This is a genomic window from Massilia paldalensis (genome assembly GCF_044901715.1).
GTDB classification, from domain to species: domain Bacteria; phylum Pseudomonadota; class Gammaproteobacteria; order Burkholderiales; family Burkholderiaceae_D; genus Telluria; species Telluria paldalensis.
The window spans coordinates 400,851-423,595 of the sequence record NZ_JBJCIU010000001.1; the positions used below are offsets into that span (position 1 = coordinate 400,851).

Genomic DNA, 22,745 nt, shown 5'->3' on the forward strand with positions numbered 1-22,745 from the left:
TATCAGGCCCAGCGGCAGTCCAGAAGATTTACCTACGGCAACCACACTGCTACACTCTTCGAAAACTCGTACCGTCAGCGTATTGACGGCAGCAACACTTTATATGGGAGCCCTCCCGGAAGCCGCCGCGCCAGGAACGTCGCGCCGGCGATCATGGTTCCTACAGATCATCGCGACATTTACATTATGGAGAAGTAGGGACTATGACCGACGCCGCCGACGATTTCGACGCATTATTCGAGGAAGTGTCCGCGCAACGAGCTTCCGCTCCCGCTCCCGCCCCGGCCGCCGCGCCGGCGCCCGAACCCGCCGCCGGCGGGGAGAGCGGCGACAGTGACGACCTCGAAGCCTTGTTCGACCAGGTAGCAACCTCCTCGGCCCCGGCCGTGGTCGCCGCCGCCCCCGCCGTGGCCGCAGTCGCGGCCGCGCCGGCCGCCGATGTCGACGACAAGCAGAACCAGGGCATGTACGAGCGCCTCGGCGGCATCGTGCGCGTCATGCACGACTCGCTGCGCGAACTGGGCTACGACAAGGCGCTGACCGAGGCGTCTTCGCAGATCGTGGACGCCCAGGACCGCCTGGAATACGTTGCTTCGCTGACCGAACAAGCCGCCAACAAGGTGCTGAACACGCTGGACGACGGCATGCCGGCCCAGGACCTGCTGTCCAAGCAGGCCAAGGACATGGAAACCCGCTGGGGCGACCTGTTCGCGGGCAAGCTCTCGATCGAGCAGTTCAAGTCGCTGGCCGGCGACTCCAGGCAGTTCGCCCAGCTGGTGTCGGAAGCGACCGAAGCGGAAAAGGCGCGCCTGCTGGAGATCATGATGGCCCAGGACTTCCAGGACATCACCGGCCAGCTGATCAAGAAGGTCGTGATCATCACCAAGACCGTCGAGAACGAACTCGCCCAGCTGCTGCGCGACAGCGCCCCGGCCGACGTCAAGGAAAAGCTGGCGCAGAAACAGGCTGCACAGGAGCAGGAGCAGCCCGTGCAATTGATGTCGGGTCCGTCGGTGCCGACCGTGGCGCTGGACCAGGACAGTGTCGATGACCTTCTCGCCGATCTGGGGTTCTAATGGATGAAATGCTCAAGGATTTCGTTGTCGAGGCCCTGGATCTCTCCACCAATGTGGAAGAGCATCTGCTGCGCCTCGAACGCGATCCGGACAACAAGGAAACGCTCAATGCCGTGTTCCGCTCCTTCCACACCATCAAGGGCGGCGCGGGCTTCATGGGCTTGCCGGCGCTGGTGGCAGCCTGCCACCTGACGGAAAACCTGTTCGACGCGCTGCGCACCGGCGCGGCCCCGGTCACGCCGTCGGCGATCGAGGCATCGCTGGTCGCATCCGGTTTCGTCGCCGACCAGTTGAACGACCTGAATAACGGCGCCACGCCGGACCAGCTGGCATCGATGCCGGAAGAGCTGGAGCGCATGCTCAAGGATGCGATCGCCGGCAAGGATGCCGCGCCCGCAGCCGCACCCGCCGCCGCTGCGCCCGCGCCCGCCGTTGCCGCCCCGGTGGCTGCCGCGCCGGCCGCCGCGCTCGCATCGGCCGACGGTATCGACTGGGAAGGCATGTACATGGCCGTGGTCCCGCCGGGCACGCACACGCCGGCCGCCGCACCTGCCGTCGCTGCCGTTGCCACTGCCGCGCCGGTCGAGCAGGCCGCCGCGCCGGCCGCTGCCGCCGCCCCGGCCGCCGAGCACGCGCCGGCCAAGTCGGGCTGGGACGGCACCGAGCGCCGCGCCGACAGCAAGCCCGCGCAGAGCGCCCCGGCCAAGGACGAGAGCATCCGTATCGACGCCGTCAAGCTGGACGCGCTGCTGGAAGTGGCCGGCGAATCCGTGCAGGCCGCCAACCAGGCCGCCGTGCTGCTGGAACGCCTGTCGCAGTTCAAGTTCGAAGGCCAGGCCGCCACGCTGATGGCGACCCTGACGGAAACGCTGGAACGCGCCTCGCGCTACTCGGCCGAACTGCAGCGCGCCACGCTGGCGACCCGCATGCAGCCGGTCGGCCGTCTGTTCCAGAAGTTCCCGCGCCTCGTGCGCGAACTGGCCAAGGACCTGGGCAAGGACGTCGAGCTGACCATCGAAGGCGCCGAGACCGAAGTCGACCGCGTCGTCGTCGACAGCCTGTACGACCCGCTCGTGCACATGCTGCGTAACGCGCTGGATCACGGCGTTGAATCGCCGCAGGACCGCGTCGCCAGCGGCAAGCCGGCCAAGGCCTTCATCATGTTGAAGGCATGGCAGGAAGCCAACAGCGTCATGATCGTGCTGCAGGACGACGGCCGCGGCATGGACCCGTCCAAGCTGCGCCAGAAGGCGATGGAAAAAGGCCTGATCTCCGAGCACCAGGCGACGTCCGACGACGAAGCGTACCAACTGGTGTTCCTGCCGGGCTTCTCGACCAAGGAAGTGGCCTCGTCGGTCTCCGGCCGCGGCGTGGGCATGGACGTGGTCAAGACCGCCGTCGAGAAGAACCGCGGCGCGATCCGCATCGACTCCAGGCTCGGCTCCGGCACGAAATTCTCGATCCGCCTGCCGATCGAACTGTCGATCGTGCCGACCATGCTGGTGTCCACCTCGGGCGCCCAGCTGGCCCTGCCGATGGCGGTGGTCGAGCGCGTGGTCGAGCTGCCGGAGAACTTCATGCAGGTCGGCGGCGCCCCGGTGCTGAAGGACCAGGGTCGTCCGCTGCCGGTGCGTTCGCTGGCGCTGTCGCTCGGCTACGAGGAGTGCACCGAGCGCGTCGGCATCGTCATCAATGCGCCGCAACCCTACATCATCGCGGTGGAAGCGGTCGACGGCACCGCCGACCTGGTGATCAAGCCGATGACGGCGCTGCACGTCGACGGCATCACCGGCACGGCCCGCTCGGCCGAGGGTTCGCTGGTGCTCGTGGTCGGCCTGTCCTTCCTCATGGACGGCTGCCGCAACGCGGTGCGTCTCGCCGCGTAAGTGCACCAAAACGCGGCAGGAAGCCCCTGCCGCCTTGCTGCAACAAAACCATGAAAAGCCCGCGCATATCCTGCGCGGGCTTTTTTCTTGTAGTGTAGCCCGTTGAGTGCCGAACAATATTTGACGTCTCGTGTGTCGATTGGAATAATCGTGCTGGCGGCGGCCTTCTGCCGCATTGCACAACTATGGCATAATCAAAGACCAAGCCCGCATATGGCGGTCGTTCCAATGGACTTACCATGTTAAAAACGCTCTACGACAAACTCTGGGATTCGCATGTCGTGCGTGCCGATGCAGATGGCACCACCGTGCTGTATATCGACCGTCACCTGGTCCATGAAGTGACCAGCCCGCAGGCCTTCGAAGGCCTGCGCGTGGCGGGCCGCCCGCTATGGCGCACGTCCGCCAACCTTGCCGTAGCAGACCACAACGTCCCGACCACCGACCGCTCGCACGGCATCGCCGACCCGACCTCGCGCCTGCAGGTCGAGACGCTGGATGCCAACACCAAGGCGTTCGGCCTCACGTACTTCGACATGAACGACAAGCGCCAGGGCATCGTCCACGTGATCGGCCCGGAGCAGGGCGCCACGCTGCCGGGCATGACGGTCGTGTGCGGCGATTCGCACACGTCGACCCACGGCGCCTTCGGCTGCCTGGCGCACGGCATCGGCACCTCGGAAGTCGAACACGTGCTGGCCACGCAGACGCTGCTGGCCAAGAAATCGAAGTCGATGCTGGTGCAGGTCGACGGCCAGCTGCCGGCCGGCGTCACCGCCAAGGACATCGTGCTGGCCGTGATCGGCAAGATCGGCACCGCCGGCGGCACCGGCTACGCGATCGAGTTCGCCGGCCCGGCGATCCGTTCGCTGTCGATGGAAGGCCGCATGACCGTCTGTAACATGGCGATCGAGGCGGGCGCGCGTGCCGGCATGGTCGCCGTCGACGACACGACGATCGACTACGTCAAGGGCCGCCCGTTCGCGCCCGCCGGTCCACACTGGGACAACGCCGTGGCCTACTGGCGCACGCTGCACTCGGACCCGGGCGCGAAGTTCGACATGGTCGTGCTGCTCGACGCGGCCGAGATCCGCCCGCAGGTCACCTGGGGCACCTCGCCCGAGCAGGTGACGACGATCGACGGCCGCGTGCCCGATCCCGACCACGAAAAGGACCCGGTCAAGCGCGACGCGATGGAAAAGGCGCTCGTCTACATGGACCTCAAGCCGAACACGGCGATGGAAGACATCCGCATCGACAAGGTGTTCATCGGTTCCTGCACCAATTCGCGCATCGAGGACTTGCGCGCCGCCGCCGCCGTCGTGCGCGGCCGCCAGCGCGCCTCGAACGTGAAGCTGGCGATGGTGGTGCCGGGCTCCGGCCTCGTCAAGGAACAGGCCGAGCGCGAAGGCCTGGACAAGATCTTCAAGGCCGCCGGCTTCGAATGGCGCGAGCCGGGCTGCTCGATGTGCCTGGCGATGAACGCCGACCGCCTGGAACCGGGCGAGCGCTGCGCCTCGACCTCGAACCGCAACTTCGAGGGACGCCAGGGGCAAGGCGGCCGCACGCACCTGGTGTCGCCGGCCATGGCCGCCGCGGCGGGCATCGCCGGCCACTTCGTCGACGTGCGCGGTCTCTGATCAAAAGAAAACTAGGTAAAAACAGCATGAAGAAAGTCATCACCCTCGCACTCATCGCCTTCGTGGTCAGCGGCTGCAACACCATTTCCGGCATGGGCCGCGACGTGCAGAAGGTCGGCCAGGTCATTACTGGCGCAGGTGGAAAATAAATAAAGGGTTGGCCACTGCCGCGAACTTCGGGGTCAGAGCCCCTTGAGAAGCAACACCGGGATCTGACCCCGATGTTTGCAGCATGCGCCAAATAAGAGATCATGGACAAATTCACCGTACACGAAGGCCTGGTGGCGCCGCTGGATCGCGCCAACGTCGATACCGACGCCATCATCCCGAAGCAGTTCCTCAAGTCGATCCGCCGTACCGGCTTCGGCCCCAACCTGTTCGACGAGTGGCGCTACCTGGACCATGGCGAACCGGGCATGGACAACAGCAAGCGTCCCCTCAATCCGGACTTCGTGCTGAACCAGCCGCGCTACCAGGGCGCCTCGATCCTGCTGGCGCGCAAGAACTTCGGCTGCGGCTCCTCGCGCGAGCACGCGCCCTGGGCGCTGCAGCAGTACGGCTTTCGCGCCATCGTCGCGCCGAGCTTCGCCGACATCTTCTTCAACAACTGCTTCAAGGGTGGCCTGCTGCCCATCGTCCTGTCGGAAAGCCAGGTCGACCAGCTATTCAATGAAGTAAAAGCATTTGCGGGCTACAAGCTGGTGGTGGACCTGGAGCGCCAGACCATCGGCACCGCGAGCGGCAGCCTGGTGTTCGAATTCCAGATCGACGCGTTCCGCAAGTACTGCCTGCTCAACGGCCTGGACGACATCGGCCTGACGCTGCGCCACGCGGACGAGATCCGCGCCTTCGAGGAACGCCACCTGCGCAGCCAGCCCTGGCTCGCCAACACCATTTAAAAGAGCAAGAGCATGAAGATTGCGATCCTGCCGGGCGACGGCATCGGCCCGGAAATCACGGCGCAAGCCGTCAAGGTCCTGAACGCCCTCGACGAACGCTTCGAACTGGAGAGCGCGGACGTCGGTGGCGCCGGCTATGCCGCCCACGGCCACCCGCTGCCGCCGGCCACGCTGGCGCTGGCGAAAGCGGCCGACGCCGTGCTGTTCGGCGCCGTCGGCGACTACCAGTACGACAAGCTCGAACGGGCACTGCGTCCGGAACAGGCGATCCTGGGCCTGCGCAAGGAACTGGGCCTGTTCGCCAACCTGCGTCCCGCGATCCTGTATCCGGAACTGGCCGGCGCCTCGACGCTCAAGCCGGAGGTGGTATCCGGCCTGGACATCCTGATCATCCGCGAACTGACGGGCGACATCTATTTCGGCAAGCCGCGCGGCGTGCGCGAATGCCCGGACGGCCCGTTCGCGGGCCAGCGCGAAGGCTTCGACACGATGCGCTACGCCGAAGGCGAGATCCGCCGCATCGCCCACGTGGCGTTTCAGGCGGCGCGCAAACGCGACAAGCGCGTGACCAGCGTCGACAAGGCCAACGTGCTGGAGACGTTCCAGTTCTGGCGCGACATCGTCACCGACGTGCACAAGGAATACCAGGACGTCGCGCTCGAACACATGTACGTCGACAATGCCGCCATGCAGCTGGTGCGCGCGCCGAAGAAGTTCGACGTGATCGTGACGGGGAATATGTTCGGCGACATCCTGTCCGATGCGGCGGCGATGCTGACGGGTTCGATCGGCATGCTGCCATCGGCCTCGCTCGACGCGAACAACAAGGGCCTGTACGAGCCGTCGCACGGTTCGGCGCCGGACATCGCGGGCAAGGGCGTCGCCAATCCGCTGGCGACCATCCTGTCGGCCGCGATGATGCTGCGCTTCTCGCTCGGCAAGACCGAGCAGGCGGACCGCATCGAGAACGCCGTCAAGGCCGTGCTGGCGCAGGGCCTGCGCACGCCGGACATCTTCGAGGAAGGCACGACCCGCGTCGGCACCGAAGAGATGGGCGATGCGGTGGTCAACGCATTGGCAAAATGATGCGTTGATAGTCGGTCATGGCGGGCACTGCGTGCCCACCATCGCACGACGAATACATTCAATAAAATCCGAGGGAAGATAATGAAACTAGTAGGTCTGGTTGGTTGGCGCGGCATGGTAGGTTCGGTCCTGATGCAGCGCATGCAGGACGAGGGCGATTTCGCCCATATCGAGCCGGTGTTCTTCACGACGTCGAATCCGGGCGGCGCCGCGCCGAAGATGGCGAAGAACGAGACCACGCTGAAAAGCGCCACCGACATCGCCGAACTGTCCAAGTGCGAGATCATCATCTCCTGCCAGGGCGGCGACTACACGACCGAGGTCTATCCGAAGCTGCGCGCCGCCGGCTGGAACGGCTACTGGATCGATGCCGCGTCGACGCTGCGCATGAACGACGACGCCGTCATCGTGCTCGACCCGGTCAACAGCGACGTGATCAAGAACGCGCTCACGGGCGGCGTGAAGAACTACATCGGCGGCAACTGCACCGTGTCGTGCATGCTGATGGGCCTGGGCGGCCTGTTCAAGCACGACCTGGTCGACTGGATGACTTCGATGACCTACCAGGCCGCATCGGGCGGCGGCGCCCAGCACATGCGCGAACTGCTGACCCAGTTCGGCACGATCAACGCGGCCGTCAAGCCGCTGCTGGACGACCCGGCATCGGCCATCCTCGACATCGACCGCGGCGTGCTGGCGACCCAGCACGGCCTGTCTGCGGAAGAAACCAAGCAGTTCGGCGTGCCGCTGGCCGGCAACCTGATCCCCTGGATCGACAAGGACCTGGGCAACGGCCAGTCGAAGGAAGAGTGGAAGGGCGGCGCCGAGACCAACAAGATCCTCGGCCGCCACGGTTCGGGCGCGGTGATCCCGGTCGACGGCCTGTGCGTGCGCATCGGCGCGATGCGCTGCCACTCGCAGGCGCTGACCATCAAGCTCAAGAAGGACGTGCCGCTGGACGAGATCAACGACATCATCGCCAACGACAACCAGTGGGTGAAGTTCGTGCCGAACACGCGTGAAGCGTCGGTGCGCGACCTGACGCCGGCTGCCGTCACGGGCACGCTGACGATCCCGGTGGGTCGCGTGCGCAAGATGTCGATGGGTCCGGAGTATATTTCGGCCTTCACGGTCGGCGACCAGCTGCTGTGGGGCGCCGCCGAGCCGCTGCGCCGCATGCTGCGCATCGTGCTGGACAAGTAAGCGTCCGCTCGCGTTCCGGAAGGGCGGCCGCTGGCCGCCTTTTTCATTTTCGGCATCGGTTGATATGGAAGCGACATCGAATGACCCAAAAAAACATCATTTCGCCGAACAGACCGTCTGCGGAACTGAGCAATCCCCGGTGTTTCCCCCTGTAGAACTTGCATGCCACAGTGCATGATGATATGTTGCCGAGACCCCCGGGCTGCCTCGGCCCCCGTCAACCCACTCTGTCCCGAATCTATGCCTGTCACTCACCGCCTCCCGATGAAGTCGTCCGCGTTGAAGAAGCTCACCGCGGCGGTTGCCAGTGCGCTCGTCCTGACGTCGGCAGCCCATGCGGCCGGCCTGGGCAAGCTCACCGTGCTGTCCGCCCTGGGCCAGCCGCTGCGTGCCGAGATCGAACTGACGTCGGTGTCGCCGGAGGAGGCATCGGGCCTGGTGGCGAAGCTGGCGTCGCCCGAGGCTTTCCGCAGCGCCAATATCGAACTCAATCCGGCCCTGCTGTCGCTGCGCTTCGCCGTCGAGCAGCGCGGCGGGCGCCAGTTCATCCGCGTCAGCTCGACCCAGCCGCTGAACGAGCCCTTCGTCGACATGCTGCTGGAACTGACCTGGAATAACGGCCGCCTGGTGCGCGAGTACACCTTCCTGCTCGACCCGGCCGAACTGCGCGCGACGCAGCCGGCCCAGGTGGCGGCGAACGAGACGGCGCGCCCGCTTGCGGAAACGGCGCCGGCCCCGGCAGCGGCAGCGGCCCCGGCCACCGAACGGCCATCCCGCCCCGCGCGCGGCAGCGCGCCCGCGCCGGCACGCGACAACGGCCAGGCGGCCGAGTACCGCGTCAAGCGCGGCGACACGCTGGGCGGCATCGCCGGCGAGCTGAAGCCGGCCGACGTGTCGCTGGACATGATGCTGGTGGCGCTGTACCGCGCCAACCCGGACGCCTTCATCGGCAACAACATGAACCGCCTGAAGTCGGGCCGCATCCTCGCCGTGCCCGAGGCCGACGCGGTGCGCGCGACCAGCCCGTCCGAGGCGCGCGGCGTGGTCGTCGCCCACGCGGCCGACTTCAACGCCTACCGCAACAAGCTGGCCGGCCAGGTCGGGGCGTCGGAAGCCGTCAAGGCGCCGCCGGCGAGCCAGAGCGCGGGCGGCCGCGTCACGGCCAAGGTCGAGGAGCGTCCGACCGCCGTCAACGAATCGCAGGACAAGCTGCGCCTGTCGAAGGCCGGCACCGACGCCCCGGCCGGCAAGGACGCGGCCGGCAGCACCGGCGGTACCGAAGACCGCATCGCCAAGGAAAAGGCACTTGCCGATGCGCAGAAGCGCGTCCAGGAGCTCGAGCGCAACGTGGGCGACCTGGAAAAGCTGGCGACCGTGAAGAGCAAACCGGGCGCGGAGGCGGAGCAGAATGCCGCCAAACCCGCTCAGTCGCCGGATGCCGTGCTGGCCAAGACCGAGCCCGCCGCGGCGCCGAAGAAGCTCGCGCCGATCAAGCCCGCCGCCAAGCCGGCGGCGCCGGCGGAGCCGGGCGTGTTCGACTTCATCATGGACAACCTGTCGCTGGTGGGCGGCGGCGCGGCCGCGCTGCTGCTGGCCGGCCTGTTGGTCGCCCAGCGCCGCAAGAAGAAGGACGACAAGGCCAAGGCGGTCAGCGACACGTCGGTCCTGGGCATGCCGCCGGAGCCGTCGCACTCGCTGTTCGCCGAGAGCGGCGGCCAGAGCGTGGACACCAACAACAGCGTGTTCAATTCCAGCTTCGCGCCGTCCGCCAGCCAGCTCGACACCAACGAGGTCGACCCGGTGGCGGAAGCCGACGTCTACATCGCCTACGGCCGTGACGCCCAGGCCGAGGAAATCCTCAAGGAAGCGCTGCGCACCCATCCGGAACGCATGCCGGTGCGCCTGAAGCTGCTCGAGATCTATGCCGCGCGCAAGGACACGCGCGCCTTCGAGGCCCAGGCCAGCGAACTGTACGGCATGACCCGTGGCCACGGCGACGATTGGGCGCAGGCCGCCGCGCTGGGCCTGTCCATCGATCCGCTCAACCCGCTGTACGCGAACGGCGCCGCCGCCGCGGGCGCCGGTGTCGCTGCAGGCGCGAGCGGCGAGGAACTGGGCCAGCAGGCGCTGCTCGCCAAGGCGCTGGACGACGCCTACGGCACCCCGGCCGCGGACGAGCCGCCCGCGCGCGCGCCGATGAGCTTCGACGAGCATTTCGCCGACGCCATGGCGACCGCCCAGCCGGCGCCGGAACCGGTGACCAATGCGCCCGCCAGCGAGCACGCCAGCCAGCAGGCCGTCGACGACAATGCGCTCGACTTCGACCTGGGCGGTATGTCCTTCGAGCCGGCGACGCCGCCCGCACCGGAACACAAGATCGACCCGAACGACCTCGACTTCGACATGAGCGACTTCGCGCCGGCCGCGCCCGCGCAGGCTGCCGGATCGGCCGAAAGCGCGGCCGACACCGCGGCCGAGCGTGAGGCCGAGAAGCACCCGGCCGACGATCCGCTGGACTTCGCCTTCGACATGGACTTCGACGCGCCGCGCGGCGAAGGGCAGGCCGCCGAGCCGCCGACCGCCACGCCGGCCGCGCGCAGCGACATCGACATGGCCGACCTGGCCCGCGAATTCGACCTGCCGGAGCTGCCTGGCGAGGCGCGCCCGCCCGCTCCCGAGCAGGCCGCCGCCAAGGAGCAGGACGATCCGCTGTTCGACCTCGACACGATGAACTTCGGCCTGGAAGAGATGCCGGCCAAGGCCCAGGCCGCACCGCATGTGGATACTGAGGTGGACACTGCGGCAGACACGTCGCTGGACACTCCGCTGGCATTCGACCGCGCCGAGGCGCCGGCTCCGACGCTGGCCTCGAACCCGTCGCCGGCGCTGGACGACCCGCTGTTCGACCTGTCGCACCTGCCGGGCGAGCATCCGGAATCGCTGCCGACCGCCACCCCGGCGCCGGCCACCGCCTTCTACGCGGAAAGCGACAAGATCGCGCCGAGCGTCGACCTGTCCACGCTCGACCTCGACCTGCCGGCCGACGGCACGCTGCCGCTGCCGGAAGTGCACAGCCTGTCGGGCGGCGAGGGTGGCGACGGTGCGCTGTCGGCCATGCACATGGAAATGGAAACCAAGCTGGACCTGGCCATCGCCTACCAGGAAATCGGCGACAAGGAAGGCGCGCGCGAGCTGCTCGAGGAAGTCATCCGCGGCGGCAGCGACGAACAGGTGAACCGCGCCAACACCCTGCGCGCTTCGCTGGGATGAGGCATCGGATTTGACACGTATTGCAATGGGTGTCCAGTATGTGGGCACCGCCTGGAACGGCTACCAGAAACAACCCTCGCGCGACACGGTCCAGGACCAGCTCGAGATCGCCCTCGAGCGATTCGCCTGCGTGCCCCTGCACACGACCTGCGCCGGCCGCACCGATGCGGGCGTGCATGCGATCGAGCAGGTGATCCACTTCGACACGGAACTCGAGCGCGCGCCGCAGTCCTGGGTGCGCGGCACCAATGCCTTCCTGCCCGATTCGATCGTCGTGCGCTGGGCCCATGCGCTGGCGCCCGCGCCGGAGCGCGAGCAGTTCCACGCGCGCTTCTCGGCGCGCTCGCGCACCTACCACTACGTGCTGTACAACCATGCGAATCCGTCGGCGCTGCTGGCGGGCCGCGCCGGCTGGGTGTTCCGCCCGCTGGACGTCGAGCGCATGCGCGAAGCGGCGGCGCACCTGATCGGCACGCACGATTTCACGAGCTTCCGCGCCTCCGGCTGCCAGGCCAATTCGCCCATCAAGGACATGCAGCAGGTCAAGATCGAGCGGATGGGCGACATCATCGTGTTCACCGTGCGCGCCAGCGCCTTTCTCCACCACATGGTGCGCAACATCGTCGGCTCGCTGATCTACGTCGGCACCGGACGCAACGAGCCGGGCTGGATGGCCGAGGTGCTGGCCGCCCGTTCGCGCGACGCCGCGGCACCGACCTTCATGCCGGACGGGCTGTACCTCGCGGCGATCGACTATGATGCGAAGTGGGGGCTGCCGCAGGAACCGGCGCCGCCGCTGCCCTGGCTGTAAGCTTCCTTTTTTCGTCAGCTCATGAACGTCGTCCCTGCGGAGGCAGGGACCCAATGTTGTCGGCATATCGATAACGCATGCACAATTGGGTCCCTGCCTTCGCAGGGACGACAAGTGGATATCCCATGCACCGTACCCGTATCAAGATCTGCGGCATCACCCGCGAACAGGACCTCCAGGCCGCCGTGGCCGCCGGCGCCGATGCGCTCGGCTTCGTGTTCTACCCGAAGAGCCCGCGCTACGTTTCGCCGCAGCGCTTTTCCGAATTGTCCCGCCACCTGCCGCCCTTCGTCAGCGCGACGGCGCTGTTCGTCAACGCGTCCGTGGACGAGGTCCGGGCCGTCGTCGCGGCCGGTCCTGTCGCGCTGCTGCAGTTCCACGGCGACGAGACGCCGCAGGAGTGCGCCGCCATCGCCGCGGCCGTGCAGCGGCCGTTCGTACGGGCCTATCGGGTAAAGCCTGACACGACGGCCGCCGATTTGATAGAATCGGAAGCTCAATACCGCGCCGCTTCTTCCTGGTGCTCGGGCCTGTTGCTCGATACCTGGGTCGATGCCTACGGCGGCGCAGGAAAGGTTTTCGATTGGTCTCTTATTCCAAAAGAGCTCGCGCCTCGGGTCGTTTTGAGTGGTGGCTTGAGCGTACACAACGTGACTGGCGCGGTAGCGCTGGTACGCCCCTTCGCGGTCGACATCAGTAGCGGTGTCGAGGCGAGCAAGGGGATCAAGGATGCCCGCCTGATCGACGCCTTCGTCGATGCGGTGCGGGCCGCCGACGTCACGTTTGAAAGCCGAGCACACCATGAACACCCCATCGAACACCGGCGCTGAAGCGCTGTTCAAGACTTCCGACTACCAATTGCCGGACCCGTCCGGCCACTTCGGTCCCTACGGCGGCAGCTTCGTCGCCGAGACGCTCAGCCACGCGCTGGCCGAGCTGAACGACGCGTATGCGCGCTACAGCCAGGATCCGGAATTCCTGGAAGAATTCCGCTACGAACTGGCCCACTTCGTCGGCCGTCCGTCTCCCGTTTACCACGCCAAGCGCTGGTCGCAGCAGGGCGCCTCGGGCGACCTGGGCGCGCAGATCTACTTCAAGCGCGAAGACCTGAACCACACGGGCGCGCACAAGATTAACAACGTGATCGGCCAGGCGCTGCTGGCCCGCCGCATGGGCAAGCCGCGCATCATCGCCGAGACGGGCGCCGGCCAGCACGGCGTGGCCACCGCGACCATCTGCGCGCGCTTCGGCCTCGAATGCGTGATCTACATGGGCGCCGAGGACGTCAAGCGCCAGGCCCAGAACGTCTACCGCATGAAGCTGCTGGGCGCGACCGTCGTCCCCGTCGAATCGGGCTCGAAGACGCTCAAGGACGCCCTCAACGAGGCGATGCGCGACTGGGTCACGAACATCGAGAACACCTTCTACATCATCGGCACCGTGGCGGGCCCGCACCCGTACCCGATGATGGTGCGCGACTTCCAGTCCGTCATCGGCGAGGAATGCCGCGTGCAGATGCCCGCCATGACGGGCCGCCAGCCGGACTACGTGGTCGCCTGCATCGGCGGCGGTTCCAACGCGATGGGCATCTTCTACCCCTACATCGATGAGCCGGGCGTGAAGCTCGTGGGCGTCGAGGCGGCAGGCGAGGGCCTGGATTCCGGCAAGCACGCGGCCTCGCTGACGGCCGGCTTCCCCGGTGTCCTGCACGGCAACCGCACCTATCTGCTGCAGGACGACAACGGCCAGATCATCGAGACGCATTCCGTCTCGGCGGGCCTGGACTATCCGGGCGTGGGCCCGGAGCACGCCTGGCTGAAGGACAGCAAGCGCGCCGAGTACGTGTCGATCACGGACGACGAGGCGCTGGCCGCCTTCCACGACTGCTGCCGCATCGAAGGCATCATTCCGGCGCTGGAATCCTCGCACGCGATCGCCTACGCGGCCAAGCTGGCGCCGACGCTGCCCGCCGACCAGATCGTCCTGGTCAATTTGTCGGGCCGCGGCGACAAGGACATGCACACCGTGGCGCAACGGGCCGGACTCGACTTCGGTTGATCCGCGCGCCGTCACCCACAATCTAAGAAAAGGAAACAGCATGTCCCGCATCGCACAGACTTTCGACGCCCTGAAGGAACAGGGCAAGACCGGCCTCGTCACCTTCATCACGGCCGGCGACCCCGGCCCGGAACTCACCGTTCCGCTGATGCACGCCCTCGTCGAGGGCGGCGCCGACGTCCTCGAACTCGGCATCCCGTTCTCCGACCCGATGGCGGAAGGCCCCGTCATCCAGCGCGCCTGCGAACGCGCGCTGGCCTTCGGCATCGGCATGAAGGACGTCCTCGGCTACGTCCGCGCCTTCCGCGAAAAGAACCAGCACACGCCGATCGTCCTGATGGGCTATGCCAACCCGATCGAGCGCATGGGCCCGTCGGAATTCATCCGCCAGGCGAAAGAGGCGGGGGCCGACGGCGCCATCGTCGTCGACTACCCGCCGGAAGAGTGCGAGGAATTCGCGGCCGAGATGAAGGAGAACGACCTCGACCTGATCTTCCTGCTGGCGCCGACCTCGACGACGCAGCGCATCCAGCAGGTGGCGCGCCATGGCAGCGGCTTCTCCTACTATGTCTCGCTCAAGGGCGTGACGGGCGCCGGCGGCATCGACACGGCCGACGTCGCGCGCCGCGTGGCCGCCATCCGCGAACACGTCAAGCTGCCGATCGGCGTGGGCTTCGGTATCCGCGATGCGGCGACGGCCAAATCGGTGGCGCAAGTCGCCGACGCCGTCGTCATCGGCAGCCGCATCATTCAGGAACTGGAAAACACGCCCAAGGAGCAGGGACCGGCGGCGGTGCGCGCGTTCGTGGCGGATATCCGGGAGGCGCTGGACGCGCGCTGATGGCTGATGGCGCACAGGGTTTGATCGTTCCGATTTTCCTGATGGAAACGCCGGGATAGCGTGGACGGGTTGTTCCGATCAACCTATCCCAGCATCCATCATGAAAAAACAGATCGTCCAGATATCGTTGCTGCAGTCGGCCAAAGTCATCGCCGGCATGTATTTCGTACTCTCGCTGCCCATGGTGGTACTGGGTGCGCTCTCCTTCCTGCTCGCGGGTCAGCCGCTCTGGACACTGGCCGTCCTGCTGGCCCCGCTGCTGCTGATCGCCATGGGCTTCGTGGCCACCTTGTCGGGCGGGTGGCTCTACAACCTGGTCGCTGCCCGTGTCGGCGGCATCGAGTTCACCACCGCGGAGTCGCGGCTGGCGACGCAGTGAGCGGAGCGATCGTGCGTAAGAAACGGGGCCACGCGTCCTAATGCCGTTCAGTCAGCAACGTCGTCCCTGCGAAGGCAGGGACCCAGTTTTGCTCAAGCAGTCGAGATGCAAGCAGAACTTGGGTCCCTGCCTTCGCAGGGACGACGGTTTTTTAGCTGGTAATACGCTTAACTGAACGGCATTAGGCCACGCGCCCCGCTTTTGTTTGCGTCCTTGATAACCTGCGGTAGATTGTCGTTACCTTGGGCTATTGGAACGATACGACCATGTCGGTAGTGCGATTCACGATGCTGGCGAGCACGTCGACGAGCGGCGCGCGGCGATGGGCCTGGAACCGCTTGCGCAATACCTGAAGCACTTCGAAGAATGAGCACCCGCAAGCGCCTGACCTTCTGGTCCGCTGATGCCGACGACGACAGCCTCGTGCGCGCCGTCCTGGCCGGCCGCAAGACCGTCACCGCCGACCTCGTCGAGGACTACTATCGCGGCTACGGCGCGCTGGGCGACGGCGGCTACGCGGCCGGCGACCTGATCGACATCCTCGACCCGCGCGGCCGGCGGCGCGGCACGATCCGCGCGACGAAGGTCGAGGTCATCCGCTTCGGCGCCATTCCCGAGGCCGTCTGGCGCGGCGAAGGCTTCGACGGCGCCCGCGCGTTCCAGGAGTGCCACGTCGCCTGCATGCCGCAATACACGCTGCATGACGACGTCGAATTCGTCGCGCTGCACTTCGAACTCATCGAGGTCGCGCCTGTCGAACCCATGTAAAACCCGCCTGCTGAGCGGCTTTGCAAGCTTGCCGAACAGGCAATTGAATCCGGCTGGACATTAGAGCAAGCATTCGACAAGAGCATTCCGACCGGCTACACTACCGCCAAATTCAGATTTGCCGCAAAGGAGAACACATGAGTTGGTTGGAAAAACTGCTGCCCCCACGGATTCAGCGCTCCGATGCCGCCAAAAAACAGACGATGCCCGAGGGCCTGTGGGTCAAGTGCCCGTCGTGCGAGTCGGTCCTGTACCGCACGGACCTCGAGTCGAACCTCCACGTCTGCCCGAAATGCAGCCACCACATGCGCATCCGCGCCCGCGACCGCCTCGATGCGCTGCTGGACGAAGGTGGCCGCTACGAGATCGGTCAGGATGCGCTGCCGGTCGACACGCTGAAGTTCAAAGACAGCAAGAAATATCCTGACCGCCTGAAGTCGGCCATGGATGCCACCGGCGAAACCGATGCGCTGATCGTGCAGGGCGGTTCGATCATGAGCCTGCCGGTCGTCGTCGCCTGCTTCGAGTTCGAATTCATGGGCGGTTCGATGGGTTCCGTCGTCGGCGAGCGCTTCGCCCGCGGCGCCCAGGTCGCCCTGGAGCAGAAGGTGCCGTTCATCTGCATCACCGCCACCGGCGGCGCGCGCATGCAGGAAGGCCTGCTGTCGCTGATGCAGATGGCCAAGACCACGGCGATGCTGACCAAGCTGTCGGAGAAAAAGCTGCCCTTCATCAGCGTGCTGACCGATCCGACGATGGGCGGCGTGTCCGCCTCGTTCGCCTTCATGGGCGACGTCGTGATGGCCGAGCCGAAAGCCCTGATCGGCTTCGCCGGCCCGCGCGTCATCGAGAACACCGTGCGCGAAAAGCTGCCGGAAGGCTTCCAGCGCGCCGAGTTCCTGGTGCAGAAGGGCGCCATCGACATGATCGTCGACCGCCGCAAGATGCGCGAGGAAATCGCCCGCCTGCTGGCCCTGCTGCAGAGCCAGCCGGCCGACGTCATCGCCTGATCGTTCGTCCCGACGCGGCCGGCGCCTTGCGAGAGGTGCCGGCCGTTCGCGCTTGTTCAGCCACGCGTTCAGCCACACAGGCACCATCCGGATATCCCCATGCAAACTCTCCCCACCACCTTGCCCGACTGGCTGGCGCTGCTCGAGTCGCGCCACGCCGAAACCCATATCGACATGGGCCTGGACCGCGTGCGCGCCGTCAAGGAACGCATGCAGCTGGCGTTTTCCTGCCCCGTCATCATGGTCGCCGGCACCAACGGCAAGGGTTCCACCTGCGCGATGCTGGAATCGATGCTGCTGCACGGCGGCTACCGCGTCGGCCTGTACATCAAGCCGCACTTCCTCGACTTCAACGAGCGCGCCCGCCTGAACGGCGAGATGGCGTCCGACGCGGCGCTGATCGCCGCGTTCAACGAGGTGGAGGCGCAGCGCGGCGACATCGACCTGACGTATTTCGAGTTCACGACGCTGGCCATCATGCGCCTGCTGTCGACGTCCGAGATCGACGTCGCGATCCTGGAAGTGGGCCTGGGCGGGCGCCTGGACGCCGTGAACGTGATCGATGCCGACGTCTCCATCGTCACGAGCATCGACATCGACCACAAGGACTACCTGGGCGACACGCGCGAGCAGATCGGCTTCGAGAAGGCCGGCATCTTCCGTCCGGGCAAGCCGGCGATCTGCAGCGACCCGCAGCCGCCGCAATCGCTGATCGACCATGCGGAACAGATCGGCGCCGACCTGTGGCTGATCGGCCGCGACTTCAACTACCAGGGCGACAAGCAGCAATGGGCGTATGGCGGCCGCAGCCAGCGCCGCAACTCGCTCGCCTACCCGGCGCTGCGCGGCGCCAACCAGCTGCTCAATGCCTCGGCCGCGCTGGCGGCGCTGGAGGCGCTGCGCCTGCAACTGCCGGTCGGCGCCCAGGAAGTGCGCACGGGCCTGGCGCTCGTGGAGCTGCCGGGCCGCTTCCAGGTGCTGGCGGGCCGCCCGACTACCGTGCTGGACGTGGCCCACAACCCGCACGCCGCCGCCACGCTGGCCCAGAACCTGGCCAATATGGGCTACCACCGCTTCACCTATGCGGTGTTCGGCATCATGCAGGACAAGGACATCGAGGCCGTGGTGTCGCACATGGCGCCGTACATCGACCACTGGTGCGTGGCGGCGCTGCCGTCGCCGCGCTCGGCCGACGTCGGCGAACTGGCCGCGCTGCTGGCGGCGAAGAAGCCGGACGGCGCCAAGCCGGACGAATTCTCGGTGACGACATTCGCCGATCCTGCAGCGGCGTTCGCAGATGCAACTAGCCGGGCCGGACAGGATGATAGAATAGTGGTCTTTGGTTCGTTCTACACCGTGGCCGGCGTGATGGCGGCCCGTAAAAATTCTCTTCATTGACCTGAGATCGCATGGGCTTGTTCTCCCGTAAAGCCAAGCAGGACCGCCTTGCAGAAGACAGCGGCCGCTTCTACAGCAAGGACGACGATGCCGCTGCCGGCGCGCGTGCCCGCGCCAAGCGCGCCAGCAACGCGGGCGGCGGCGCCACCCGCCGTCCCGGCAACGACCCCCTGCTGCCCGAGAAGAAGCGCGCCCGCCGCCGCCTCGTGGGCGCCATCGCGCTGGCGCTGGCCGCCGCGGTAGGCCTGCCGATGCTGCTCGATTCCGAGCCCAAGCCACTGGCCGGCGACATCGCGATCCAGATCCCGTCCAAGGACAAGGCGGCGCCGCTGCCGGTACCCAGCGCCGACAAGGGCATTGCAGCCGAGGACAGCGTCGACCAGGGCGAGGAGATCGTCCCGGCCGAAACCGCCAAGCCCGCTGGCAAGCCCGCGGCCGTCGCCGCCGCGCCGGAGTCCGAACCCGCCCAGCCTGCGGTGCCGAAGGTCGAGGCCAAGCCCGAACCGAAAGTGGACACCCGCGCGGCCGAGCGCGAACGCCTCGAACGCGAGCGCGCGGAGAAGGAGCGCATCGCCCACGAACGCGCCGAGCGCGACCGTGCGGACCGCGAGCGTGCCGAGCGCGCCGAGCGCGTCGCAAAGGCCGAGCACGAGCGCGCCGAGAAACTGGCGAAGCAGAAGGCCGCCGAGGAAAAAACCGTCAAGCCCGCGGCCAAGCCGGAAGTCGATGGCGCCCGCGCCATGGCGATCCTGGAAGGCAAGGCCGCCGACAAGGCTGCCGACAAGGACAGGGCGGACGCCGCCGGCCAGAAGGTCGTCGTGCAGGTGATCGCCACGGCCAGCGCCGACAAGGCCGCCGAGGTGCAGGGCAAGCTGCGCGAAGCGGGCATCAGCTCGTACACCCAGAAGACGACCACGTCGTCGGGTGAGCTGATCCGCGTGCGCGTGGGCCCGTTCAGCCGCGACGAGGCGGAAAAAGTCCGCGCCAAGCTGGGCCGCATCGGCATGTCCGGCGCCATCACCCCGGTCTGATGCCGGATAACGCAGCGAAGCCGAACGCAGAGCCCCGTGACGATCTTCGACTACATCGTCCTGTTCATCCTCGTCTCGTCGGTCGTCATCAGCACGATGCGCGGCCTGGTCAAGGAAATCCTGTCGCTGGTGGGCTGGATCGCGGCCTTCGTCGTCGCCAATGCATTCGGCGCGAAGCTGGCGCCCATGCTACCATCGGTAGTTCCGGGCGAGGCATTGCGCCTGATCGTTGCCTTCATTGCACTGTTCCTCGGCGTGCGCGTATTGATGGGCCTGCTGTCGCTGGCCATCGGCGCGCTGATCGAGGCTTCCGGCCTGTCGCTCGCGGACCGTGGCCTGGGTGGCCTGTTCGGACTGGGCCGGGGCATTGTAATCGTGTTGGCCGGCGTCATATTGTGTGGGATGACATCGATTCCCCAGCAGGATTTCTGGAAAAACGCGCTGCTCTCTCCCATGGCGGAAACGGGGGCGCGCACGGTCAAGCCTTTCTTGCCTGCTGCCTTCGCGCAGCACGTGCAGTATTAGCTGTTCCCGCTGTATCGCTTTAGCAATTCCTTTGTCTAGTTTAGGAGCACACCATGTGTGGCATCGTCGGCGTCGTCTCGCAAGCCCCCGTCAACCAGCTGTTATATGATGCTTTGTTGCTGTTGCAGCATCGCGGTCAGGATGCGGCGGGCATTGCAACCAATCACAGCAGCATGTTCTCGATGTACAAGGCCAACGGCCTGGTGCGCGACGTGTTCCGCACCCGTAACATGCGTTCGCTGATGGGCAATTCCGGTATCGGCCATTGCCGCTACCCGACCGCCGGCTCCTCGAGCGAAGAGGAAGCGCAGCCGTTCTACGTGAATGCCCCGTTCGGCATCACGCTGGCCCACAACGGCAACCTGACCAACCAGGAACAGCTGAAGGACGAGCTGTTCCGTATCGACCGCCGCCACGTCAACACGGGTTCCGACTCCGAAGTGCTGCTGAACGTGCTGGCCCACGAGATCCAGACCGCCGCCGACGGCTATTCGCTGGATGCGGAAGCCGTGTTCAAGGCCGTCGCCAACGTGCATCGCCGCGTACGCGGCGCCTATGCCGTGATCGCCCAGATCGCCGGCCACGGCCTGCTGGCCTTCCGCGACCCGTTCGGCATCCGCCCGCTGTGCCTGGGCATCAACGAGACCCCGAACGGCCCCGAATACCTGGTCGCCAGCGAATCCGTCGCGCTGGAAGGCCTGGGCTTCCGCTTCGTGCGCGACATCGCGCCGGGCGAGGCGATCTGGGTCGACAGCGAGAGCCGCCTGCACACCCGCCAGTGCGCCGAGAATCCGTCGCTGAACCCCTGCGCGTTCGAGTACGTGTACCTGGCCCGTCCGGACTCCGTGATCGACGGCGCCTCCGTGTACGCGACCCGCCTCAAGATGGGCGAATACCTGGCCGACAAGATTCGCAAGGAAATCCCCGTCGAAGAGATCGACGTCGTCATGCCGATCCCGGATTCCTCGCGCCCGGCCGCGATCCAGCTGGCCTTGAAGCTCGGCGTCGAATACCGCGAAGGCTTCATCAAGAACCGCTACGTCGGCCGCACCTTCATCATGCCGGGCCAGGCGATGCGCAAGAAGTCGGTGCGCCAGAAGCTCAACGCGATCCCGTCCGAGTTCAAGGGCAAGAATGTGCTGCTCGTCGACGACTCCATCGTGCGCGGCACCACCAGCCGCGAGATCGTGCAGATGGCGCGCGAATCGGGCGCCAATAAAGTGTTCTTTGCCTCGGCCGCGCCGCCGGTGCTGTACCCGAACGTGTACGGCATCGACATGCCGACCCGCGACGAGCTGATCGCCCACGGCCGCACCGTCGAGGAAGTCTGCCGCGAGATCACCGCGGACCGCCTGGTGTACCAGGACCTGGACGCGCTGAAGAAGTCCATCATGGACGTCAACCCGGCGCTGACCAGCGTCGAGGCTTCGTGCTTCGACGGCGTCTACATCACGGGCGACATCACGCCGGCCTACCTGGACAGGCTGGAGAACCACCGCCACCAGTCCTCGGGTAAATCGTCGGACGATATCGTGCGCACGCAGCTGAACCTGAATCCAGCCGTCGCCGCCGAATAAGTTCCTGGGCGCCGCTGGCGCCCTTTTCATTTTGTAGCATCCAGAACATGAGCACCAAACAAACCGGTTTCACGACCACCATCCTGCACAACGACCGCCGCAAGCCGATCGAGCAGAATTCGCTGCACAAGCCCATCCACACCTCGGTTGCCTTCGGCTACACGGACGCGCGCCAGCTCGCTTCCGTGTTCCAGGGCAAGGAGCCGGGCTTCCGCTACGGCCGCCAGGGCAACCCGACCGTGTCGGCCCTGGAAGACAAGATCAGCAAGATGGAAGACGGCGTCGCCACGCTGTGCTTTGCCACCGGCATGGCCGCGATCGGCGCGCTGGCGCAGGCGCTGCTGCGCGACGGCGACCACGTCGTGTCCTCGTCCTTCCTGTTCGGGAATACCAACAGCCTGTGGAACACGGTGGCGGGGCAGGGGACCGAGGTGTCCTTCGTTGACGCGACCGACGTCGCCAACGTGGAAGCGGCCCTGAAGCCGAACACCCGCCTCGTGTTCGTCGAGACGATCGCCAACCCGCGCACCCAGATCGCCGACCTGGCCCGCATCGGCGAACTGTGCCGCGCGCGCGGCATCCTGTACGTGGTCGACAACACGATGACCACGCCCTACCTGTTCCGCCCGAAGGCGGTAGGGGCCGGCCTTGTCGTCAATTCGCTGACCAAGTCGATCGGCGGCCACGGCATGGCGCTGGGCGGCGCGCTCACCGACACGGGCCTGTTCGACTGGAGCGCGTATCCGAACATCGCCGACAACTTCCGCAAGCAGCCGGCTGCGGCCCAGGGCATGGCCCAGCTGCGCGCCAAGTCGCTGCGCGATTTCGGCGCATCGCTGGCGCCGGAAGCGGCCCACCACATCGCCGTCGGCGCCGAGACGCTGGCCCTGCGCATGGAGCGCACCTGCGCCAATGCGCTGGCGCTGGCGCGGATGCTGGAAGCGGATCCGCGCGTGGCGGCCGTGCACTACCCGGGCCTGCCCTCGCATCCGCAGCACGCCCTGGCGAGCACGCTGTTCCGCGCGTACGGCTCGCTGTTCTCCTTCGAGCTCAAGGATGGCATCGATTGCTTCGACTACCTGAACCGTTTGAAAATCGCCATCCCGGCCAGTAACCTGGGCGACACCCGCACTCTGGTCATTCCCGTCGCGCACACGATCTTCTTCGAGATGGGCGCCGAGCGCCGCGCCAGCATGGGCATCGCCGAATCGCTGATCCGCGTGTCGGTGGGCATCGAGGACACGGCCGACCTGCTGGCCGATTTCGGCGAGGCGCTGGACGCCTGAG

Annotated in this window: 20 protein-coding genes; all 20 read left to right on the plus strand. The window is 66.5% G+C overall.

Annotated features, from left to right (window positions below; all coding sequences use genetic code 11):
• The first annotated feature begins 203 nt into the window (after nt 1–203).
• Nucleotides 204–1,076, plus strand: coding sequence for a protein phosphatase CheZ (locus ACI1V7_RS01740; RefSeq protein ID WP_404530065.1), 873 nt, complete (start codon nt 204–206; stop codon nt 1,074–1,076).
• Nucleotides 1,076–2,962, plus strand: coding sequence for a chemotaxis protein CheA (locus ACI1V7_RS01745; protein ID WP_404530066.1), 1,887 nt, complete (start codon nt 1,076–1,078; stop codon nt 2,960–2,962). Before ACI1V7_RS01740 ends, ACI1V7_RS01745 begins: the two co-directional genes overlap by 1 nt.
• Nucleotides 2,963–3,201: 239 nt before the next feature.
• Entirely contained in the window at nt 3,202–4,602 is a 1,401-nt protein-coding gene (gene leuC / locus ACI1V7_RS01750) for a 3-isopropylmalate dehydratase large subunit (protein ID WP_404530067.1), read from the plus strand.
• Nucleotides 4,603–4,628: 26 nt separating this feature from the next.
• Nucleotides 4,629–4,751 carry a lipoprotein gene (locus ACI1V7_RS01755; RefSeq protein ID WP_290412069.1) on the plus strand — a complete coding sequence of 41 codons (123 nt, stop codon included), beginning with the start codon at nt 4,629–4,631 and terminating at the stop codon, nt 4,749–4,751.
• A gap of 102 nt (nt 4,752–4,853) precedes the next feature.
• Nucleotides 4,854–5,501: a 3-isopropylmalate dehydratase small subunit gene (gene leuD / locus ACI1V7_RS01760; RefSeq protein WP_404530068.1), complete on the plus strand. Its 648-nt coding sequence runs from the start codon at nt 4,854–4,856 to the stop codon at nt 5,499–5,501.
• Nucleotides 5,502–5,513: 12 nt separating this feature from the next.
• A complete protein-coding gene (gene leuB / locus ACI1V7_RS01765) occupies nt 5,514–6,587 on the plus strand; it encodes a 3-isopropylmalate dehydrogenase (protein ID WP_404530069.1) in 1,074 nt (357 codons plus the stop codon).
• 81 nt (nt 6,588–6,668) lie between these two features.
• Complete coding sequence (gene asd / locus ACI1V7_RS01770; RefSeq protein ID WP_404530070.1) at nt 6,669–7,790, plus strand: aspartate-semialdehyde dehydrogenase; 1,122 nt, start codon at nt 6,669–6,671, stop codon at nt 7,788–7,790.
• Between the two features lie 279 nt (nt 7,791–8,069).
• Nucleotides 8,070–11,060, plus strand: a complete 2,991-nt coding sequence (locus tag ACI1V7_RS01775; RefSeq protein ID WP_404530071.1) for a FimV/HubP family polar landmark protein — start codon at nt 8,070–8,072, stop codon at nt 11,058–11,060.
• A gap of 10 nt (nt 11,061–11,070) precedes the next feature.
• A complete protein-coding gene (gene truA / locus ACI1V7_RS01780) occupies nt 11,071–11,871 on the plus strand; it encodes a tRNA pseudouridine(38-40) synthase TruA (RefSeq protein WP_404530072.1) in 801 nt (266 codons plus the stop codon).
• Nucleotides 11,872–11,996: 125 nt separating this feature from the next.
• Nucleotides 11,997–12,701, plus strand: coding sequence for a phosphoribosylanthranilate isomerase (locus ACI1V7_RS01785; RefSeq protein ID WP_404530073.1), 705 nt, complete (start codon nt 11,997–11,999; stop codon nt 12,699–12,701).
• Nucleotides 12,673–13,929, plus strand: coding sequence for a tryptophan synthase subunit beta (trpB, locus tag ACI1V7_RS01790; RefSeq protein ID WP_404530074.1), 1,257 nt, complete (start codon nt 12,673–12,675; stop codon nt 13,927–13,929). The genes ACI1V7_RS01785 and trpB overlap by 29 nt, the downstream gene beginning before the upstream one ends.
• Nucleotides 13,930–13,969: 40 nt before the next feature.
• Nucleotides 13,970–14,770, plus strand: a complete 801-nt coding sequence (gene trpA / locus ACI1V7_RS01795; protein WP_404530075.1) for a tryptophan synthase subunit alpha — start codon at nt 13,970–13,972, stop codon at nt 14,768–14,770.
• A 100-nt stretch (nt 14,771–14,870) separates the two neighbouring features.
• On the plus strand, nt 14,871–15,149 hold the full coding sequence (locus ACI1V7_RS01800) for a hypothetical protein (protein ID WP_404530076.1): 279 nt from the start codon (nt 14,871–14,873) through the stop codon (nt 15,147–15,149).
• 366 nt (nt 15,150–15,515) lie between these two features.
• Nucleotides 15,516–15,917 carry an ASCH domain-containing protein gene (locus tag ACI1V7_RS01805; protein ID WP_404530077.1) on the plus strand — a complete coding sequence of 134 codons (402 nt, stop codon included), beginning with the start codon at nt 15,516–15,518 and terminating at the stop codon, nt 15,915–15,917.
• A 137-nt stretch (nt 15,918–16,054) separates the two neighbouring features.
• The gene (gene accD / locus ACI1V7_RS01810) at nt 16,055–16,927 is read left to right on the plus strand and encodes an acetyl-CoA carboxylase, carboxyltransferase subunit beta (protein ID WP_290412079.1); all 873 of its coding nucleotides are present in this window, start codon (nt 16,055–16,057) and stop codon (nt 16,925–16,927) included.
• Nucleotides 16,928–17,026: 99 nt separating this feature from the next.
• The gene (gene folC / locus ACI1V7_RS01815; protein ID WP_404530078.1) at nt 17,027–18,325 is read left to right on the plus strand and encodes a bifunctional tetrahydrofolate synthase/dihydrofolate synthase; all 1,299 of its coding nucleotides are present in this window, start codon (nt 17,027–17,029) and stop codon (nt 18,323–18,325) included.
• Between the two features lie 11 nt (nt 18,326–18,336).
• Nucleotides 18,337–19,356 carry an SPOR domain-containing protein gene (locus ACI1V7_RS01820; protein WP_404530079.1) on the plus strand — a complete coding sequence of 340 codons (1,020 nt, stop codon included), beginning with the start codon at nt 18,337–18,339 and terminating at the stop codon, nt 19,354–19,356.
• Nucleotides 19,357–19,392: 36 nt separating this feature from the next.
• On the plus strand, nt 19,393–19,881 hold the full coding sequence (locus ACI1V7_RS01825; protein WP_290412082.1) for a CvpA family protein: 489 nt from the start codon (nt 19,393–19,395) through the stop codon (nt 19,879–19,881).
• Between the two features lie 53 nt (nt 19,882–19,934).
• Nucleotides 19,935–21,458, plus strand: coding sequence for an amidophosphoribosyltransferase (gene purF / locus ACI1V7_RS01830; RefSeq protein WP_404530080.1), 1,524 nt, complete (start codon nt 19,935–19,937; stop codon nt 21,456–21,458).
• Between the two features lie 47 nt (nt 21,459–21,505).
• Nucleotides 21,506–22,744, plus strand: coding sequence for a cystathionine gamma-synthase family protein (locus ACI1V7_RS01835; RefSeq protein WP_404530081.1), 1,239 nt, complete (start codon nt 21,506–21,508; stop codon nt 22,742–22,744).
• The last annotated feature ends 1 nt before the right edge of the window (nt 22,745 follow it).

Excerpts from the sequence above, each read along its gene's own strand:
- trpA (WP_404530075.1), top strand. The coding sequence starts at position 13,970 with ATGTCCCGCATCGCACAGACTTTCGACGCCCTGAAGGAACAGGGCAAG.
- ACI1V7_RS01755 (WP_290412069.1), top strand. The coding sequence starts at position 4,629 with ATGAAGAAAGTCATCACCCTCGCACTCATCGCCTTCGTGGTCAGCGGC.
- purF (WP_404530080.1), top strand. The coding sequence starts at position 19,935 with ATGTGTGGCATCGTCGGCGTCGTCTCGCAAGCCCCCGTCAACCAGCTG.
- leuD (WP_404530068.1), top strand. The coding sequence starts at position 4,854 with ATGGACAAATTCACCGTACACGAAGGCCTGGTGGCGCCGCTGGATCGC.
- ACI1V7_RS01740 (WP_404530065.1), top strand. The coding sequence starts at position 204 with ATGACCGACGCCGCCGACGATTTCGACGCATTATTCGAGGAAGTGTCC.
- folC (WP_404530078.1), top strand. The coding sequence starts at position 17,027 with ATGCAAACTCTCCCCACCACCTTGCCCGACTGGCTGGCGCTGCTCGAG.
- accD (WP_290412079.1), top strand. The coding sequence starts at position 16,055 with ATGAGTTGGTTGGAAAAACTGCTGCCCCCACGGATTCAGCGCTCCGAT.
- leuC (WP_404530067.1), top strand. The coding sequence starts at position 3,202 with ATGTTAAAAACGCTCTACGACAAACTCTGGGATTCGCATGTCGTGCGT.
- ACI1V7_RS01745 (WP_404530066.1), top strand. The coding sequence starts at position 1,076 with ATGGATGAAATGCTCAAGGATTTCGTTGTCGAGGCCCTGGATCTCTCC.
- ACI1V7_RS01820 (WP_404530079.1), top strand. The coding sequence starts at position 18,337 with ATGGGCTTGTTCTCCCGTAAAGCCAAGCAGGACCGCCTTGCAGAAGAC.
- trpB (WP_404530074.1), top strand. The coding sequence starts at position 12,673 with ATGAACACCCCATCGAACACCGGCGCTGAAGCGCTGTTCAAGACTTCC.
- ACI1V7_RS01835 (WP_404530081.1), top strand. The coding sequence starts at position 21,506 with ATGAGCACCAAACAAACCGGTTTCACGACCACCATCCTGCACAACGAC.
- ACI1V7_RS01800 (WP_404530076.1), top strand. The coding sequence starts at position 14,871 with ATGAAAAAACAGATCGTCCAGATATCGTTGCTGCAGTCGGCCAAAGTC.
- leuB (WP_404530069.1), top strand. The coding sequence starts at position 5,514 with ATGAAGATTGCGATCCTGCCGGGCGACGGCATCGGCCCGGAAATCACG.
- ACI1V7_RS01785 (WP_404530073.1), top strand. The coding sequence starts at position 11,997 with ATGCACCGTACCCGTATCAAGATCTGCGGCATCACCCGCGAACAGGAC.
- asd (WP_404530070.1), top strand. The coding sequence starts at position 6,669 with ATGAAACTAGTAGGTCTGGTTGGTTGGCGCGGCATGGTAGGTTCGGTC.
- ACI1V7_RS01805 (WP_404530077.1), top strand. The coding sequence starts at position 15,516 with ATGAGCACCCGCAAGCGCCTGACCTTCTGGTCCGCTGATGCCGACGAC.